The 16,324-nt window shown below is 69.3% G+C and carries 14 protein-coding genes; 11 read left to right on the top strand and 3 right to left on the bottom strand.

Features of this window, described 5'->3' with window-relative positions; genetic code table 11:
- Nucleotides 1-87 precede the first annotated feature (87 nt).
- From rlmN to F6X38_RS04820, 3 genes are all read left to right on the top strand, one after another.
- Nucleotides 88-1,305, top strand: coding sequence for a dual-specificity RNA methyltransferase RlmN (gene rlmN, locus F6X38_RS04810; protein ID WP_150968419.1), 1,218 nt, complete (start codon nt 88-90; stop codon nt 1,303-1,305).
- An 87-nt stretch (nt 1,306-1,392) separates the two neighbouring features.
- Nucleotides 1,393-1,773, top strand: a complete 381-nt coding sequence (locus F6X38_RS04815) for a DUF305 domain-containing protein (protein WP_150968420.1) — start codon at nt 1,393-1,395, stop codon at nt 1,771-1,773.
- Nucleotides 1,774-1,818: 45 nt separating this feature from the next.
- Entirely contained in the window at nt 1,819-2,301 is a 483-nt protein-coding gene (locus tag F6X38_RS04820) for a hypothetical protein (RefSeq protein WP_202617930.1), read from the top strand.
- On the opposite strand, the gene F6X38_RS04825 is transcribed toward F6X38_RS04820, so the two are convergent.
- Both F6X38_RS04825 and F6X38_RS04830 read right to left on the bottom strand, forming a co-directional pair.
- On the bottom strand, nt 2,238-2,879 hold the full coding sequence (locus F6X38_RS04825; RefSeq protein ID WP_150968421.1) for a LysE family translocator: 642 nt from the start codon (nt 2,877-2,879) through the stop codon (nt 2,238-2,240). The genes F6X38_RS04820 and F6X38_RS04825 overlap by 64 nt on opposite strands.
- A gap of 61 nt (nt 2,880-2,940) precedes the next feature.
- Nucleotides 2,941-3,366: an EamA family transporter gene (locus F6X38_RS04830; protein ID WP_150968422.1), complete on the bottom strand. Its 426-nt coding sequence runs from the start codon at nt 3,364-3,366 to the stop codon at nt 2,941-2,943.
- A gap of 71 nt (nt 3,367-3,437) precedes the next feature.
- Here F6X38_RS04830 and F6X38_RS04835 point away from each other — a divergent pair, with 71 nt between their 5' ends.
- From F6X38_RS04835 to F6X38_RS04870, 8 genes are all read left to right on the top strand, one after another.
- Nucleotides 3,438-4,658 carry an argininosuccinate synthase gene (locus F6X38_RS04835; RefSeq protein WP_150968423.1) on the top strand — a complete coding sequence of 407 codons (1,221 nt, stop codon included), beginning with the start codon at nt 3,438-3,440 and terminating at the stop codon, nt 4,656-4,658.
- 52 nt (nt 4,659-4,710) lie between these two features.
- Nucleotides 4,711-5,721, top strand: coding sequence for an LLM class flavin-dependent oxidoreductase (locus tag F6X38_RS04840; protein ID WP_150968424.1), 1,011 nt, complete (start codon nt 4,711-4,713; stop codon nt 5,719-5,721).
- A gap of 19 nt (nt 5,722-5,740) precedes the next feature.
- The gene (locus F6X38_RS04845; protein WP_150968425.1) at nt 5,741-7,768 is read left to right on the top strand and encodes a M3 family metallopeptidase; all 2,028 of its coding nucleotides are present in this window, start codon (nt 5,741-5,743) and stop codon (nt 7,766-7,768) included.
- 120 nt (nt 7,769-7,888) lie between these two features.
- Entirely contained in the window at nt 7,889-9,526 is a 1,638-nt protein-coding gene (locus tag F6X38_RS04850; protein WP_150968426.1) for a DNA recombination protein RmuC, read from the top strand.
- A gap of 110 nt (nt 9,527-9,636) precedes the next feature.
- On the top strand, nt 9,637-11,424 hold the full coding sequence (locus F6X38_RS04855; RefSeq protein ID WP_150968427.1) for an adenylate/guanylate cyclase domain-containing protein: 1,788 nt from the start codon (nt 9,637-9,639) through the stop codon (nt 11,422-11,424).
- A 238-nt stretch (nt 11,425-11,662) separates the two neighbouring features.
- Nucleotides 11,663-12,118 carry a cupin domain-containing protein gene (locus tag F6X38_RS04860; protein ID WP_150968428.1) on the top strand — a complete coding sequence of 152 codons (456 nt, stop codon included), beginning with the start codon at nt 11,663-11,665 and terminating at the stop codon, nt 12,116-12,118.
- A 114-nt stretch (nt 12,119-12,232) separates the two neighbouring features.
- Nucleotides 12,233-14,062 carry a translational GTPase TypA gene (typA, locus tag F6X38_RS04865; protein ID WP_150968429.1) on the top strand — a complete coding sequence of 610 codons (1,830 nt, stop codon included), beginning with the start codon at nt 12,233-12,235 and terminating at the stop codon, nt 14,060-14,062.
- 16 nt (nt 14,063-14,078) lie between these two features.
- Nucleotides 14,079-14,600 (top strand): isoprenylcysteine carboxyl methyltransferase family protein, encoded by a 522-nt coding sequence (locus tag F6X38_RS04870; protein WP_202617931.1) that lies wholly within the window; start codon nt 14,079-14,081, stop codon nt 14,598-14,600.
- A gap of 11 nt (nt 14,601-14,611) precedes the next feature.
- Here the strand turns inward: F6X38_RS04870 and F6X38_RS04875 are convergent, their stop codons facing one another.
- Nucleotides 14,612-16,273 (bottom strand): flavin monoamine oxidase family protein, encoded by a 1,662-nt coding sequence (locus F6X38_RS04875; protein WP_150968430.1) that lies wholly within the window; start codon nt 16,271-16,273, stop codon nt 14,612-14,614.
- Between the last annotated feature and the right edge of the window lie 51 nt (nt 16,274-16,324).

The following is a 16,324-nucleotide window of genomic DNA, read 5'->3' on the forward strand; positions in this document are numbered from 1 at the left end:
ACCGTCATCTGAACGGCGATCCAGATCCGTTCGGACGATGAAGGCGGCGGCGCGAGACTCGCCGTCCGCAGGCCGGAGCCTTTGCCCATGTCGGTCACGCTCGACCTCGCTGCGCCGCTCGCGCGCTCCGTGGCCCCGCCCCGCCCCGCGACCGCGTCCCTTGAGAAGCCGCATCTCGTCGGCATGGACCGCGACGCCTTGAGCGAGGCGCTGCGCGGCGTCGGCGTGCCGGAAAAGCAGCTCCGGATGCGCACGAGCCAGATCTGGCACTGGCTCTACGTGCGCGGCGCCTCCGACTTCGCGGCGATGCGCAACGTCTCGCGCGACCTTCGCGAAAAGCTGGACGCCGCCTTTACCGTCGCGCGGCCGGAAATCGTCGAGGAACAGATCTCCACCGACGGCACGCGGAAATGGCTCCTGCGCTATCCCTCGCGCGGCGCGGGCCGGCCGGTCGAGGTCGAGACGGTCTATATCCCCGAGGAAGGCCGCGGCACTCTCTGCGTTTCCAGCCAGGTCGGCTGCACCCTTACCTGCACCTTCTGCCATACCGGCACGCAGCGCCTCGTGCGCAACCTCACGCCCGACGATCTCGTCGGGCAGGTGATGGTGGCACGCGACCGGCTCGGTGACTTTCCGGCGCAGGATACGCCCGACGGGGCGATCGTGCCGGCGGAAGGCCGCCTCGTCTCGAACGTCGTGATGATGGGCATGGGCGAGCCGCTCTACAACTACGACAACGTCAGACAGGCGCTCGCCGTCGTCTCGGACGGCGACGGCCTCGCGATCTCGCGCCGTCGCATCACGCTCTCCACCTCCGGCGTCGTGCCGATGATCCGGCCGACCGGCGAGGAGATGGGCGTCGGCCTCGCGATCTCGCTCCACGCGGTTCGCGACGAGTTGCGCGACGAACTGGTGCCGATCAACCGCAAGTATCCGTTGAAGGACCTGCTAGAGGCCTGCCGGACCTATCCGGGGGCCAGCAACGCCCGGCGCATCACTTTCGAATATGTGATGCTGAAGGGCGTCAACGACTCGCTCGCCGACGCGCGCGAACTGGTGCGGCTGCTCAAGGGCATTCCGGCGAAGATCAACCTGATTCCGTTCAACCCCTGGCCGGGATCGGCCTACGAATGCTCGGACTGGGACCAGATCGAGCGCTTTGCGGCCCTCGTCAACGAGGCCGGCTACGCTTCGCCGATCAGGACGCCGCGCGGCCGCGACATCCTCGCCGCCTGCGGGCAGTTGAAGTCGGAGTCGGAGCGCCTGCGCAAGAAGGAACGGCTCGCGGCGGACGCCGCGGCCTGAGGGGATCGCGAAGGCGCATGCCTTGACCTTCCCCTTGCTGGAAGGACCATCTCCCTCGCCGTGGTTCCCGACCCCGGAGATGCGCGCATGAAAACCTTGTCCCTGCTTCTCGCCGCCGGCCTCTTCGCCGCTTCTCCTTCGCTCGCGCAGGAAAGCGGCGGCATGGACCATTCCGCCATGGGTCACGGCGATGCGGCCGGGATGGATGCGCCGTCCTCGAAGGCCTTCATGGCGGCGATGCAGAGCATGGCGTCGGCGAACATGTCGATGACGGGCGACGCCGACCTCGACTTCCTCCGCAACATGATCCCGCACCACGAGGGCGCGGTCGCCATGGCGAAAGTCGAGCTCGAATACGGCAAGGATGAGCAGGCCAAGGAGCTCGCCCGGAAGATCATCGCCGACCAAGAGGCGGAGATCGACCTGATGAAGCGGATGATCGCCGAGCACGAAGGCGCGGCGAAGTAGGCCGGCGGACTGCGATCGGGGCGGCGCGCGCGCTATCTTCGCCGCATGGCGACCGTCTTCCGCTTCCTGTTCCTGATCCCGCTCGGCTTCCTCCTCGCCTGCCTGGCGGCGGCCTTCGCGCTGATCTGGCCGTTCCTCGGTCCGGATCGCCCGGCGGTCGGCGACGATCCGGTCTACTGGATCCATGCGGGGATCGGCTTCGGGCTGGAGGCGGTGCAGGTCGGCACCGTGAGCTTCCTGCCTTTCGCCGTCTTCGTCGTGGCGACGGAAGTGCTGCGGATCCGCTCGCTGATCCTCCACGCGCTGGCGGGCCTCGCCGGCGCGATTGCGGTGATCCGCCTCGCCTACGGGGCGGAGCCGCCGCACGGCAGCGTCCAGATCGCGCTTCTCGTCGCGGGCCTCGCCTACGCGCTCACCTACTGGCTGGTCGCGGGACGTGCCGCCGGCGGCCGGCCACGCGCGCCTCAGCGCGAGGGCGTGAGCAGGATCGAGACGGCGAAGCCGGAGAACACCGAGGCGAAGACGTAGTCGATCGTGCGCATCACGCGCGGCTGGCGCTTCAGCGTCGTCGCGACGCGGCTGGCGACGAAGATGATGCCGATGCAGATCGGCGCCGAGACGAGGATGAAGTAGAAGCCGAGGAAGAACAGCTTGCCCGCCGCGTGCGGATCGCTCGCCGAGATGAACGTCGGCAGGAAGGTCACGAAGAACAGGATGATCTTCGGGTTGAGGAGGTTGATGCCGATGCCCGTCAGGACGTTCGCTCCGATCGACCGGTCGCGGTCGAGCGCCGCGTCGAGATTGAAGGACGAGCCGTGGCGGATCGCCTGGACGGCGAGCCAGGCGAGGTAGAGCGCGCCGGCGAGCTTCAGCACCGTGAAGGCGGTGGGCGAGGCGGCGAGCAGCGCCGACAGGCCGAGGGCGGCGAGCGTCGTGTGCACCATCGAGCCGGTGCAGGCCCCGGCGAAGGCGGCGACGCCGGCGCGCTTCCCCTGCGCCAGCGTCCGGCCGACGAAGAGCGTCATGTCGGGCCCGGGCGTGATCGCGAGGACGATCGCGGCCAGCGTGAAGGCGGCCAGCGGCCCGGCGGCGGGAATGAAGTCCATGGGATCGCCCCTCCTCGGCCCGGACTCCTAGCCGGTGCCGCCGCCGCGCGCCACAGGCATTTCAGCCGAGCGCGACGAGCACCGCCCCGCCCGCGATGAGTGCGACGCCGAGCCAGGCGAGCGTGCCCAGCCGCTCGCCGAGGAAGAGCGCGCCGAACACCGCGACGAGCACCACCGACAACTTGTCGACCGGCGCGACTTCCGACGCCCGGCCGAGCTTCAGGGCGCGGAAGTAGGAGACCCAGGACAGCCCGGTGGCGCAGCCCGAAAGCACGAGGAACAGCCAGCTTTTCCCGGAGATGGTGCCGAGCCCTTGCCAGCCGCCGGTCGCGGTGAGGATCAGCCCGAGCGCGAGGAGGATCACGACGGTCCTGACAAAGGTGGCGAAATCCGAGCCGACGCCGGCGACCCCGACCTTCGCGAAGATCGCGGTCAGCGCGGCGAAGACCGCCGACAGAAGCGCCCAGAACTGCCACGAAGCCGACATCGCCACCCCTTCCGGCCCGCCCTCGCATCATGTAGAGCCGGCCGGACGGAAGAGCGACGGACCAGAGGACCATGCCGGCACCCCGCGACGTGAAGAAGGTCGTTCTCGCCTATTCGGGCGGCCTCGACACCTCGATCATCCTGAAATGGCTGCAGACCGAGCTCGGTGCGGAGGTCGTGACCTTCACCGCCGACCTCGGCCAGGGCGAGGAACTGGAGCCGGCGCGCCGCAAGGCCGAGATGCTCGGCATCCGCGAGATCTTCATCGAGGACGTGCGCGAGGAGTTCGTCCGCGACTTCGTGTTCCCGATGTTCCGGGCGAACGCGGTCTACGAAGGCACCTACCTTCTCGGCACCTCGATCGCGCGGCCGCTGATCGCGAAGTACCTCGTCGACATCGCTCACAAGACCGGGGCCGACGCCATCGCCCACGGCGCGACCGGCAAGGGCAACGATCAGGTCCGCTTCGAGCTCTCCGCCTACGCGCTGAACCCCGACATCAAGATCATCGCGCCTTGGCGCGACTGGGCGTTCAAGAGCCGCACCGAACTCCTCGACTTCGCCGAGAAGAACCAGATCCCCGTCGCCAAGGACAAGCAGGGCGAAGCGCCCTTCTCCGTCGACGCGAACCTCTTGCACTCCTCTTCGGAGGGCAAGGTGCTGGAGGATCCGGCCGAGGAGGCGCCCGAATACGTCCACATGCGCACCATTTCGCCGGAGGACGCGCCCGACCGGGCGACGACGGTGGAGATCGGCTTTTCCAAGGGCGACGCGATCTCGATCGACGGGCAGGTGCTGAAGCCCCACGAGATCCTGGCACGGCTGAACGACCTCGGCCGCGACAACGGCATCGGCCGGCTCGACCTCGTGGAGAACCGCTTCGTCGGCATGAAGTCGCGCGGCGTCTACGAGACGCCGGGCGGCACGATTCTGCTCGCCGCGCACCGCGCGATCGAATCGATCACGCTCGACCGCGGTGCGGCGCACCTGAAGGATGAATTGATGCCGCGCTACGCGGAGCTGATCTACAACGGCTTCTGGTTCTCGCCGGAGCGCGAGATGCTGCAGGCGCTGATCGACCGGAGCCAGGAGCACGTGGAGGGCACGGTGCGCCTGAAGCTCTACAAGGGCAACGTGATGGTGACGGGCCGCTCATCGCCGAAATCCCTCTATTCCGACAAGCTCGTCACCTTCGAGGACGACCAGGGCGCCTACGACCAGAAGGACGCGGCCGGCTTCATCAAGCTGAACGCGCTGCGCCTCCGAACGCTGGCGAAGCGCGACCGGCAGTAGGCTGGAAAGGGCGTCCGGCCGAGCCCATCTTCGCTTGCGAAGGAGCCCGTCCATGATCCCCTATTCGGTTCTCGACCTTTCCCATGTCGGCGAAGGGTCTACGGCGGCGGAGGCGCTCAAGCATTCCGCCGACCTCGCGCGCCATGCGGAGCGGCTCGGCTACCACCGTTTCTGGCTTGCCGAGCATCACAACATGACCGGCATCGCCTCGGCCGCGACCGCCGTGGTGATCGGGCACGTCGCCGCCGCCACCTCCACCATCCGGGTCGGCTCGGGCGGCATCATGCTGCCGAACCACGCGCCGCTGGTCATCGCCGAGCAGTTCGGGACGCTCGCGACCCTGTTCCCCGGCCGCATCGACCTCGGGCTCGGCCGCGCGCCCGGCACCGACATGCTGACCGCCCGGGCTCTCCGCCGCAACCTCGAGGGCGGCGACAGCTTCCCGCAGGACGTGGTGGAGCTGATCCACTACTTCGAGGACGAGGAACCCGGCCAGCGCGTCCGCGCCTTTCCGGGCATGGGCACGAAGGTGCCGGTGCTGATCCTCGGCTCCTCGCTCTACGGCGCGCAACTCGCCGCGCATCTGGGGCTCCCCTACGCCTTCGCCTCGCACTTCGCGCCCGGCATGCTGTCCCAGGCGATCGAGGTCTATCGCGAGACGTTCCGCCCCTCGCGGCTCCATGCCGAGCCGCATTTCATCCTGGCGATGAACGTCTTCGCCGGCGAGACGGACGCGGAGGGCCGGTTCCTCCGCTCCTCCATCGCGCAGGGCTTCGCGAATCTTCGGAGCGGCCGGCCCGGGCCCCTGCCCCGGCCGGTCGAGAACCTCGAAGACGTCGTCGATCCGATGTTCCTCGCCGGCGCGGACGAGGCCCTGTCCGTCGCGGCGGTCGGCTCGCAGGAAACCGTGCGGCGCGAGTTGGCGGGCCTCGTCGCGCGATACCGGCCGGACGAGGTGATCGTCGCCTCGGCGATCCACGACCACGCGAAGCGCCTGCGCTCGCTGGAGATCACGGCGGACGCGTTCCGTTCGCTGGGGTCGATGCGCGAAGCGGCGGAATGACATCAGAGGGGAGTATCCGATGAGCGAGGACGCGTTGTTTCCGCCGCTGGGGGCCTACGACATCCCGGCCTTCGACGGGCTCGACCGCGCCAGCTTCGGCCCGGCCTTCGACGCCGCGATGGCGGCGCACCGGGCCGAGATCGACGCCATCGCCGATGCTCCCGAGCCACCGACTTTCGCGAACACGATCGCGGCGATGGAGCGGGCCGGCGAGGCGATCGAGCGCACCGCCTCGTCCTTCTACGCCCTCGCCGGCGCCGACACCGACGACACGATCCAGGCCATCGAGCGCGAGGTCGCGCCGAAGCTGTCGCGCCATTCCTCGGCAATCGCGCTGAACGCCAAGCTCTTCGCGCGCATCGACGCAGTGTTCTCGCGCAAGGACGACCTGACGGGCGAGGACCGGCGGCTGGTGGAGCGCGTCCACATCGGCTTCGTACGCGGCGGCGCGAAGCTCGAAGGCGAGGCGCGCGAGCGCCTTGCGGCGGTGAATGCCCGGCTGTCCGAGCTCGGCACCGCCTTCTCGCAGAACGTCCTTGCCGACGAGAAGAGCTTCGTCCTGCCCCTGACGGCGGACGACCTCGCTGGGCTGCCGGATTTCGTCGTCTCCGGTATGCGGGAGGCCGCGCGCGAACGCGGCATCGACGGCTACGCCCTCACCCTGTCGCGCTCGATCGTCGTGCCGTTCCTGACCTTCTCCGACCGCCGCGACCTGCGCGAGGCCGCGTTCAAGGCCTGGATCGCGCGCGGCGAGAACGAGGGCCCGACCGACAACCGGCAAATCATCAAGGAGACGCTGGAGCTGCGCGCCGAGAAGGCTCGGCTCCTCGGCTACGATACTTATGCGGCCTACAAGCTCGACGACACGATGGCGAAGACGCCCTCGGCGGTGCGGGCGCTCCTCACGGAAGTCTGGGAACAGGCCGTCACCCGCGCCGGCCGGGACGCGACCGCGCTCGCCGGCATCGTCGCGACCGGCGGCGCGAACGAGCCGCTGGAGCCCTGGGACTGGCGCTACTACGCCGAGAAGCGCCGCCGGGCCGAGTTCGCGATCGACGAGGCGGCGTTGAAGCCGTACTTCCAGCTCGAACGGATGATCGAGGCGGCCTTCGACGTGGCGTCGCGCCTGTTCGGCCTGTCCTTCGAGCGCCTTCCCGACGCGAAGGCCTGGCGGCCGGAGGTTCGGGTCTGGCGCGTCCGGAACCGGGACGGCCGCGAGGTCGGGCTGTTCCTCGGCGATTATTTCGCCCGCTCCTCGAAGCGCTCCGGCGCGTGGATGAGCGCGCTCCGCGACCAGCACAAGCTGGAGGGCAGCCATCAGACGCCGATCATCTACAACGTCATGAACTTCGCCAAACCGGCGGAAGGGCAGCCGGCGCTTCTCTCGATGGACGACGCCCGCACGCTGTTCCACGAGTTCGGCCACGCGCTGCACGGCCTCCTGTCGGACGTCACCTGGCCGCGCCTGTCCGGCACGTCGGTCTCACGCGATTTCGTCGAGCTGCCCTCGCAGCTCTTCGAGCACTGGCTGACTGTACCGGACATTCTGCAGCGCCATGCCCTCCATGCCGAGACCGGCGAGCCGCTGCCGCCGGACCTCGCTGCGAAGCTGGAGCGGGCCCGCACCTTCGATGCGGGTTTCGACGCGGTGGAATACACTGCCTCGGCGCTGGTCGACCTCGCGCTGCACGAGAGCGGCGAAGCACCCGCCGATCCGGCGGCGCGGGAAGCGGAAATCCTCGCCGAGCTGAAGCTGCCGCGCGAGATCGTCATGCGGCACCGCTCGCCGCACTTCGCCCATATCTTCGCGGGCGAAGGCTATTCCGCCGGCTACTACTCGTACATGTGGTCGGAAGTGCTCGACGCCGACGCCTTCGACGCCTTCACCGAGACGGGCGACCCGTTCGACCCGAAGACGGCGGCGCTGCTCCTCGCCAACGTCTACGCGGCTGGCGGCACCAAGGACCCGGCCGAGCTCTACCAGGCCTTCCGCGGCCGGATGCCGACCTCGGCGGCGCTCCTCCGAAAGCGCGGCTTCGCCGCCTGACACGCCGCCGCCGCTGACGCGAGGCTTGCCGCCGCTGGTGGAAAGCCCGGCGGCGCGGATGGACGACTGTTCGCGCTTCGTCTACGTTTGTTCGCGTCCCATTCCCGGCGAACGAACCGCATGCTCGACATCGTCCTGCCCGCCCTTGCGGCCCTTCTCGCGCTCGGCGCGCTCGCCGTCTCGGCGCTCGTCCTCGGCCATCTCCGGCGGCTGGAAGCGGCCCTCGGCGGCGGTGCGGACGCGGATGCGACGCTCGCGCGCCTCGTGTCGCTGGACGAGGGGCATGCCCGCGCCGAGCGTGCCGCCCGCGAGGATTTCCGCGCCGCGCGCGAGGAGAACGTCAAGGTGGCGCGAGCGCTGCGCGAGGAGGTGTCGAGCAGCGTCGACCGCTTCGGCGAGGGGCTGACGCGTCGGCTGGCCGAGGTCGCCGGCACGCAGCGCACCCAGTTCGAAGGCTTCGCCGAGCAGCTTCGCCAGAGCGCGGCCGACTCCGCCGGGCGGCTGAAGGAGACGCAGGAGGATTTCGGCCGCCGCCTCGCCCTCATCAATGAGGCGAGCGTCAAGGCTGGCGAGGCCTTGAAAGGCAGCGTCGAGGCGCAGCTCGCCTCGCAGCGCACGCAACTCGACGCCTTCGCGACCCAGCTTCGGCAGGGTGCGGCCGAGTCGGCACAGCGCCTCAAGGAGAGCCAGGAGGATTTCGGCCGGCGGCTTGCCGCCATCGACGAGACGAACGCCAAGGCCGGCGAGGCATTGAAGACCGGCATCGAGGCGCAGTTGAAGACCCTTCGGCAGGAGAACGAGGCGAAGCTCGAACAGATGCGCGCCACCGTCGACGAGAAGCTGCAGGGCACGCTGGAGCAGCGGCTCGGCGAAAGCTTCAAGCTCGTGTCGGAGCGGCTGGAAGCGGTGCACAAGGGCCTCGGCGAGATGCAGTCGCTGGCGACCGGCGTCGGCGACCTGAAGCGGGTGCTCACCAACGTGAAGTCGCGCGGCACCTGGGGCGAAGTACAGCTCGGGGCGCTGCTCGAACAGATGCTGGCGCCGGGCCAGTTCGCGACGAACGTTTCCACCGGCGGCAAGGGCGGCGAGCGGGTCGAATACGCCATCCGCCTGCCTGGGCACGAGGACGGCTCGGAGGTGCTGCTGCCGCTCGACGCGAAGTTCCCGATCGAGGACTACGAGCGCCTGCAGGCGGCGTCCGATTCCGGCGACCTCGCCGCCGTCGAAGCGGCCGCGAAGGCGCTGGAGATCCGGGTCCGCGGCTGCGCCCGCGACATCTGCGAGAAATACCTCAACCCGCCGACCACCACCGATTTCGGCATCCTTTTCCTGCCGACCGAAGGGCTTTACGCCGAAGTGATCCGGCGGCCGGGCCTCTGCGACGACCTGCAGCGCTCCTGCCGCGTCACGGTGGCCGGCCCGACGACGCTGACCGCGATCCTGTCCTCGCTGCAGATGGGCTTCCGCACCCTCGCAATCCAGAAGCGCTCCGGCGAGGTCTGGCAGGTGCTCGGCGGCGTGAAGGCCGAGTTCGGCAAGTTCGGCCCGGTGCTGGAGAAGGTGAAGAAGAAGCTGCAGGAGGCCACCAACCACATCGACGCGGTGGACGTCCGCAAGCGCGCCATCGATCGGAAGCTCCGCGGCATCGAGATGGTCGAGATCGGCGCGACCGTCCCGGCGGCACTCGACTTCATCGGCGTCGACGACGAGGACGGCGAGGACGGGCAGCACTCGCCTTTCGTGGAAGCGGCGCAGTAGCGGAGCTACGCCGTACGGGGAGCGATCGCCTTGATGTTGCAGGCCCGCACCTTGGCGGGCGCCGCGATCGTGCGCTAGGAATCCATCGGGGAGGCCGGGGGATTTCGACGATGAGCGTATCGCGCCGCAGGCTGGCCGCGATCCTGTCGATGGACGTCGAAGGGTTTTCGACCCTCGTCGAGGCCGACGAGGCGCGGACGCTCGACGCCGTCGCGCGGATGAGCGAGCGCGTCGAGGCGACCGTCGGCGACTATGGCGGCCAGGTCTTCAAGCACACCGGCGACGGATGCCTCGCCGAATTCGCCAGCGCGGTCAGCGCCGTCGCTTGGGCCGCGTCGTTCCAGCGCGCCATGGGCGGCGAGGACCTGGAGCAGGGCCTGCGCCTCAAGGTGCGTATCGGCATCGTCGTCGGCGACGTGGTGGTGACGGAGGACGACCGCTTCGGCGAGGGCGTCAACCTCGCCGCGCGCGTGCAGACCCTGTCGCCGCCGGGCGGCATCGCGATCTCGCGCGGCGTGTTCGAGTATCTCGCCGGCAAGACCGATCTTTATTTCACCGACATCGGCGAGCGGGCGCTGAAGGGGCTGTCGGAGCGCCACCGCATCTGGACCTGGGATCCGAAGGTGATCGGCGTCCGGCGCCGCCGGCGCGTGACGGCGCCCGACCCCGCGACGCATCCCTCGATCGCGATCCTGCCCTTCGAGAACCTTTCCGGCGACGCGGCCCGCGACGGCTTCGTCGACGGCTTGGTGGAGGAGGTCACCGCCAGCCTGTCGCGGGTGCGCGAGTTCCTGGTGATCGCGCGCAACTCCGCCTACGTTTACAAGAGCCACGCCGTCGACATGCGCACCATCGCGGCCGAACTCGGCGTGCGCTACATCCTCGACGGCAGCGTGCGGTTCGCCGGCGAGCGGATGCGGGTCACGCTCGGCCTCGTCGACGGCGCGTCGGGCGTGCAGATCTGGAGCGAGCGGGTCGATGCCCAGACCACCGACATGTTCGCGGTGCAGGACCAGATCGCCGAGATGGTCGCGGGCGCGCTGCATCCGACCATCCGGCAGGCGGAGATCGAGCGCTCCAGCCGCAAGGCGCCGGAGAACCTCGCCGCCTACGACCTCGTCCTGCGCGCCCTGCCGCATCTCTGGGCACACCGGCGGCACGAGAACCCGCAGGCCATCGCCCTCGTCGACGAGGCGCTGGCGCTGGAGCCGGGCTACGGCCGGGCGCTCGCCATCGGCGCCTGGGCCCGGGCGCAGCAGATCGCCTACAACTGGTCGGCCGATCTTGCGGCCGAACGCGCGGCGGGGCGCGCCCTGATCGAACGCGCCGCCGGGCTCATCGACGACGATCCGCTGGCGCTGACGGCGGCCGCCACCGCGATCATGCTGATCGACGGCGCGGTGGAGCGCGCCGACGCGCTGATCGACCGCGCGCTCGGCATCGACGTCAACCACGCCTGGGCCTGGACGCGGCGCGGCTTCTCGCGCACCTATTCCGGGCGGCCGGAGGAGGCTTTCGCCTGCTTCGAGCGCGCGATCCGGCTGTCGCCGCGCGACCCGTTCAGCTTCAATTCGTTCATCGGCATGGGCCTTGCCCATTTCGCCTGCGGGCGGCCGCGCGAGGCGCTGGCCTGGACGCGCCGGGCGCTGGCCGAGAAACCGGGCATGACCTGGCCCTATCGCGACGTCGCGACCTTTTCCGCCGCTGCGAGCGATCTCGCCGGCGCGCGCGACGCCCTCGCCCGCTTCACCGCGGGGCGGCCGGACATGACGGCGCGCCTCGCGACCGAGGCGATGGGCTTCATGAACGCCGCGCTGAGGGAGCGCTACGTCGACGGTCTCGTCGCGGCCGGCCTGCCGGACGACCGCGCGGCCGGCCGCCGCGCGACGGCGAACTGAAGCGTCGGTCTGCCGCCCTTCGGTTCGCGATCCGCTGCCTGCCGAACCGCTCCCCTGTTGCGACGGTAACCCGGTCCGACCGCCGAGAAACACGCCGGTAACCGGTTGCCCGCATCGTCCGGCCGTCGTAACGGGTCGTGATCCTCCGCCGCGAGAGCCTGCGTCGCTTCGAGGGAAAAGCCCTCCCGGTTCGACCGGCCCGCGGCGACGGTCGGACGAGCGGATGCCGGAGTTCCACATGACCGACAGAACCGAGCCGGAAGCGAAGCCCGGGCTCGCCGTCGTTCGCGCCGCCAAGCGGATCCGCGGCAAGCAGGGTCCGGTCTACGAGCAGGGCGTCTCGGCCGAACTGGTGGGCGCCAAGGCGATCCACCTGCAGACGCTGACGATCCCGCCCGGTGCGATCGAACGCGCGCACAAGCATGCCGATCACGAGACGGCGATCTTCATCGTCGGCGGCACGTCGCGCGTCTGGTGGGGCGACGAACTGGAGCACCACGAGGAAGCGCGCGCCGGCTCCTTCGTCTATATCGCCGCCGGCGTGCCCCATATGCCCTACAATCCGAGCGAAACGGAACCCTGCACCGTCGTGATCGCGCGCACGGACGCGAACGAACAGGAAAGCGTGATCCTCCTGCCGGAACTGGAGGAGCGCTGGAAAGCGCGAGAGGACGGGCCCGGCCGGGGGCGTTGAACGCCCGCCCTTTCGCACTTGCGAAAAATCGTGTAGGGACGCGCGCAAATCCGCGGGCTATGGGCTTGTCGCTCCCATAAGTCCGCCGAACGCGCTCCCGCACCGGTGGAATTCATGAAGCTTCGCAACATCGCGATCATCGCGCACGTCGACCATGGCAAGACGACGCTGGTCGACAAGCTCCTGGCGCAGTCCGGCTCGTTCCGCGAGAACCAGCGCACGGAAGAGCGGGCGATGGACTCCAACGACCTCGAGAAGGAGCGCGGCATCACGATCCTCGCCAAGGCCACCTCGGTGGTCTGGCGCGACGTGCGGATCAACATCGTCGACACCCCCGGCCACGCCGATTTCGGCGGCGAGGTGGAGCGCATCCTCAACATGGTGGACGGCGCGGTGATCCTGGTGGATGCGTCCGAAGGCCCGATGCCGCAGACGAAGTTCGTGCTCGGCAAGGCGCTGAAGGTCGGCTTGAAGCCGATCGTCGCGATCAACAAGATCGACCGGCCGGACGAGCGCCACACCGAGGTGCTGGACGAGATCTTCGACCTCTTCGTCGCGCTCGACGCCAACGAGGAGCAGCTCGACTTCCCGGTGCTCTACGGCTCCGGCCGCGCCGGCTGGATGGCGGAAGCGCCGGAGGGCCCGCAGGACCAGGGCCTAGCGCCTCTGTTCGACCTGATCCTGAAGCACGTGCCGGAGCCGGACACGGCCGGCAAGGACGAGCCGTTCAAGATGATCGGCACGATCCTCGAGGCGAACCCCTTCCTCGGCCGCCTGATCACCGGCCGGATCCAGTCCGGGTCACTGAAGCCCAACCAGTCGGTGAAGGTGCTCGGGCAGGACGGCACGCAACTGGAAAGTGGCCGCATCTCGAAGATCCTCGCCTTCCGCGGTCTCGAACGCCAGCCGGTCGACCATGCCGAGGCCGGCGACATCGTCGCGATCGCCGGTCTGTCGAAGGGCACCGTCGCCGACACGTTCTGCGACCCGGCGGTCACGGAAGCGCTCGCCGCGCAGCCGATCGACCCGCCGACGGTCACGATGAGCTTCCTCGTCAACGACAGCCCGCTTGCCGGCACGGAGGGCGACAAGGTGACGAGCCGCGTCATCCGCGACCGCCTCCTGAAGGAGGCGGAAGGCAACGTCGCGTTGAAGATCGAGGAGTCGGCCGACAAAGACTCGTTCTACGTCTCGGGCCGCGGCGAACTGCAGCTCGCAGTCCTCATCGAGACCATGCGCCGCGAGGGCTTCGAGATCGGCGTCTCGCGCCCGCGCGTCGTGATGCAGAAGGACGAGACGACCGGCGAAACGCTGGAGCCGGTCGAGGAGGTCGTGATCGACGTCGACGAGGAGCATAGCGGCGTCGTCGTCCAGAAGATGAGCGAACGGAAGGCCGAGATGAAGGAGCTGCGCCCGTCGGGCGGCGGTCGTCAGCGCCTCGTCTTCCACGCGCCGACGCGCGGCCTCATCGGCTACCAGTCCGAACTCCTGACCGACACGCGCGGCACGGCGGTGATGAACCGGCTGTTCCACTCCTACCAGCCGTTCAAGGGCGCGCTGGCGGGCCGTATCAACGGCGTCCTCATCTCCAATGCGCCCGGCGAGGCGGTGGCCTATGCGCTGTTCAATCTCGAGGATCGCGGTCCGATGGTGATCGATCCCGGCGTGAAGGTCTATCAGGGCATGATCATCGGCATCCACTCGCGCGACAACGACCTGGAAGTGAATGTCCTGAAGGGCAAGCAGCTCACCAACATCCGCGCCGCCGGCAAGGACGAGGCGGTGAAGCTGACGACGCCGATCCGCATGACCCTCGACCGCGCCCTGTCCTGGATCCAGGACGACGAGCTGGTCGAGGTGACGCCGAAGTCGATCCGCCTGCGCAAGCTCCACCTCGATCCGAACGAGCGCAAGCGTTTCGAGAAGACCCGCAACGCCGCTTGAGCCATTGCGGCCGGACGTGACGGCGCTCGTCGTCTTCTTTGCGGGAGCCGTCCTGTTCCGGCTCCTGACGCTGGCGATCTCGTTCCGGCACGAGAAGGCGCTGCGCGCCGGCGGCGCGGTCGAGCATGGTGCCGCCAATACGCGGCTCCTCGCGCTGACGCACGTCGCCTACTACGTCGCCGGCTTCGCGGAAGGGCTCTTCCGCGCGCCGCGCTTCGATGCGGTGTCCGGTCTCGGCCTCGCGCTCTATCTCTTCGGCGCGGCGATGCTCTTCGTGGTGATCGCCCTCCTCGGCCGGTTCTGGACGGTGCGGATCATGATCGCGCCGGACCATGTCGCGGTCACGCACCCGCTGTTCCGGGTGCTGCGCCACCCGAACTACTACCTCAACATCCTGCCCGAACTCGTCGGCTACGCGCTCGTCATGCACGCCTTCGCGACGCTGGTGATCGGGATGGCGATCTACGCCGTGCCGCTCGTCCGGCGCATCCGCGAGGAGGAGCGGGTGATGCGAGCGGACGTTCCGGGCTACACCTGACGGCAGGCCATTCAGTCGCCGAGTTCCACCGGCTTCAGCGCGTCCCAGCGGTCGCCGGGGCCGGGATTGTCGGGGTGCGTCCGGCCGCCGAAATGCGCCTGGACGCCCCAGACGGCGTTCAGCGCGGTCTGCACCGCACCCTCCACCCAGGCCGGCGTGAAGGAGACGTCGTCGCCGGCGAGGAAGATGCCGCGCTCGGCCGGCGCGAAGTCCTTCTGCACGAAATGCCCGTACATCCGGGTGTTGTAGCGATAGTGGCCCGGCAGCGCGCCCTTGAAGGCGCCGAGGAAGTTCGGGTCCGCCTCCCACGACACCGTGATCGGATCGCCGATGATGTGGCTCGCGATGTCGAGGCCGGGATAGATCTTGGCGAGAGCTTCCAGCGACAGCCGCACCCGCTGGTCGACGGGGAGCGGCAGCATCTTCAGCGCGTCCGACATCCAGGAATAGGTGAGGCAGACGACGCCGGGCTTCCCCTCGCCGTTGTCGAAGAGATAGGTGCCGCGCGTCAGCCGGTCGGTCAGCGTCATCGACATGAGATGCCGGCCGGTGGCGGGGTCGCGGTCGCGCCAGAACGGCCGGTCGACCATCACGAAGGTCTTCGAGGCCTGCATGTAGCGGGTGCGGTCGAGCGCCATCCAGAGCTTCTGGCTGAACAGCGACTCGTCGGTGCGGATCGAGGTGGTGAGGAGCCAGGTCTGGCACGTCGCGACGACCGCCTCGAAATCCTCGACCCGCCCCCAGCGGTCGGTGACGCGGATCGTGCCGTCGCGGTTGCGGTCGAGCGCCGCGACGCCGGGACGCGGCGCGCCGGCATGGAGACTGGCCAGCGAGGTCCCCGCCGGCCAGTGCGCGGGTTGCTCCGGCTCGCGGCGCCAGAGGCCCTGCGGCACCTGTTCAACGCCGCCGACCACGAGATGCTGGTCGCTGTCGAATTCGAGCGCGTTGACGCGCAGGATCTCCAGCATCGAGTTCGGAAAATCCGAGTCCCAGCCCCCCGTACCGAAGCCGACCTGCCCGAACACCTCGCGGTGGCGGAACGACAGGTGCTGGAACGGCGCGGAGGTGGTGACGAAGTCGTAGAAGGTCCGCTCGTCCCAGAGCTTTACCAGCGGCTCCCAGAGCGCCCGCACGGCGCTCGCGTCGCGGGCGCGGATCGCCCCCTGCATGGCCTTGAACGAGAAGGCCTCCTCCAGCGCCGCCTCGTAGGCTTCCGCGACTTCGAGGAACAGGGCGGGAAGGTCGCGGACGGACTCGGCGTAGGTCGTCTCGCCTTCGAGGTCGATCACGGTCGAGCCGGCGGCCGGCGTCAGCGGGTTCGGGAAGGGGCGCGTATCGAGCCCGAGCGCGTCGACATAGGCGAAGAAGGCGGCCGAGGAGCGCGGAAAGCGCATGCCGCCGAGCTCGGCGACCACCCCTTCCGCCCCCTCGAAGGGCTGCGAGCGCAGGCGTCCGCCGAGATGGCCGGCCTCGTAGACCACCGGCCGGAGGCCGAGGCGCATCAGCTCGTAGGCCGCGACGAGGCCGGAGATGCCCGCTCCGATCACCGCGACCGGCGCACCGTGCGCCTCGGCGGGAACGGTGCCGAGCCCGGCCGGATGCTTCAGCCAGCCGTCGAAGGAGAAGGGGAAGTCCGGGCCGAAACCCGTGCCCGGTTCGCTGATAACCGCCATGGAGCGGGCTTACCGGCTCCGGCGGCGGCAAACAACACGGCCGCCGCTGAC

Source organism: Plantimonas leprariae, from assembly GCF_008802405.1.
GTDB classification, from domain to species: domain Bacteria; phylum Pseudomonadota; class Alphaproteobacteria; order Rhizobiales; family Rhizobiaceae; genus Plantimonas; species Plantimonas leprariae.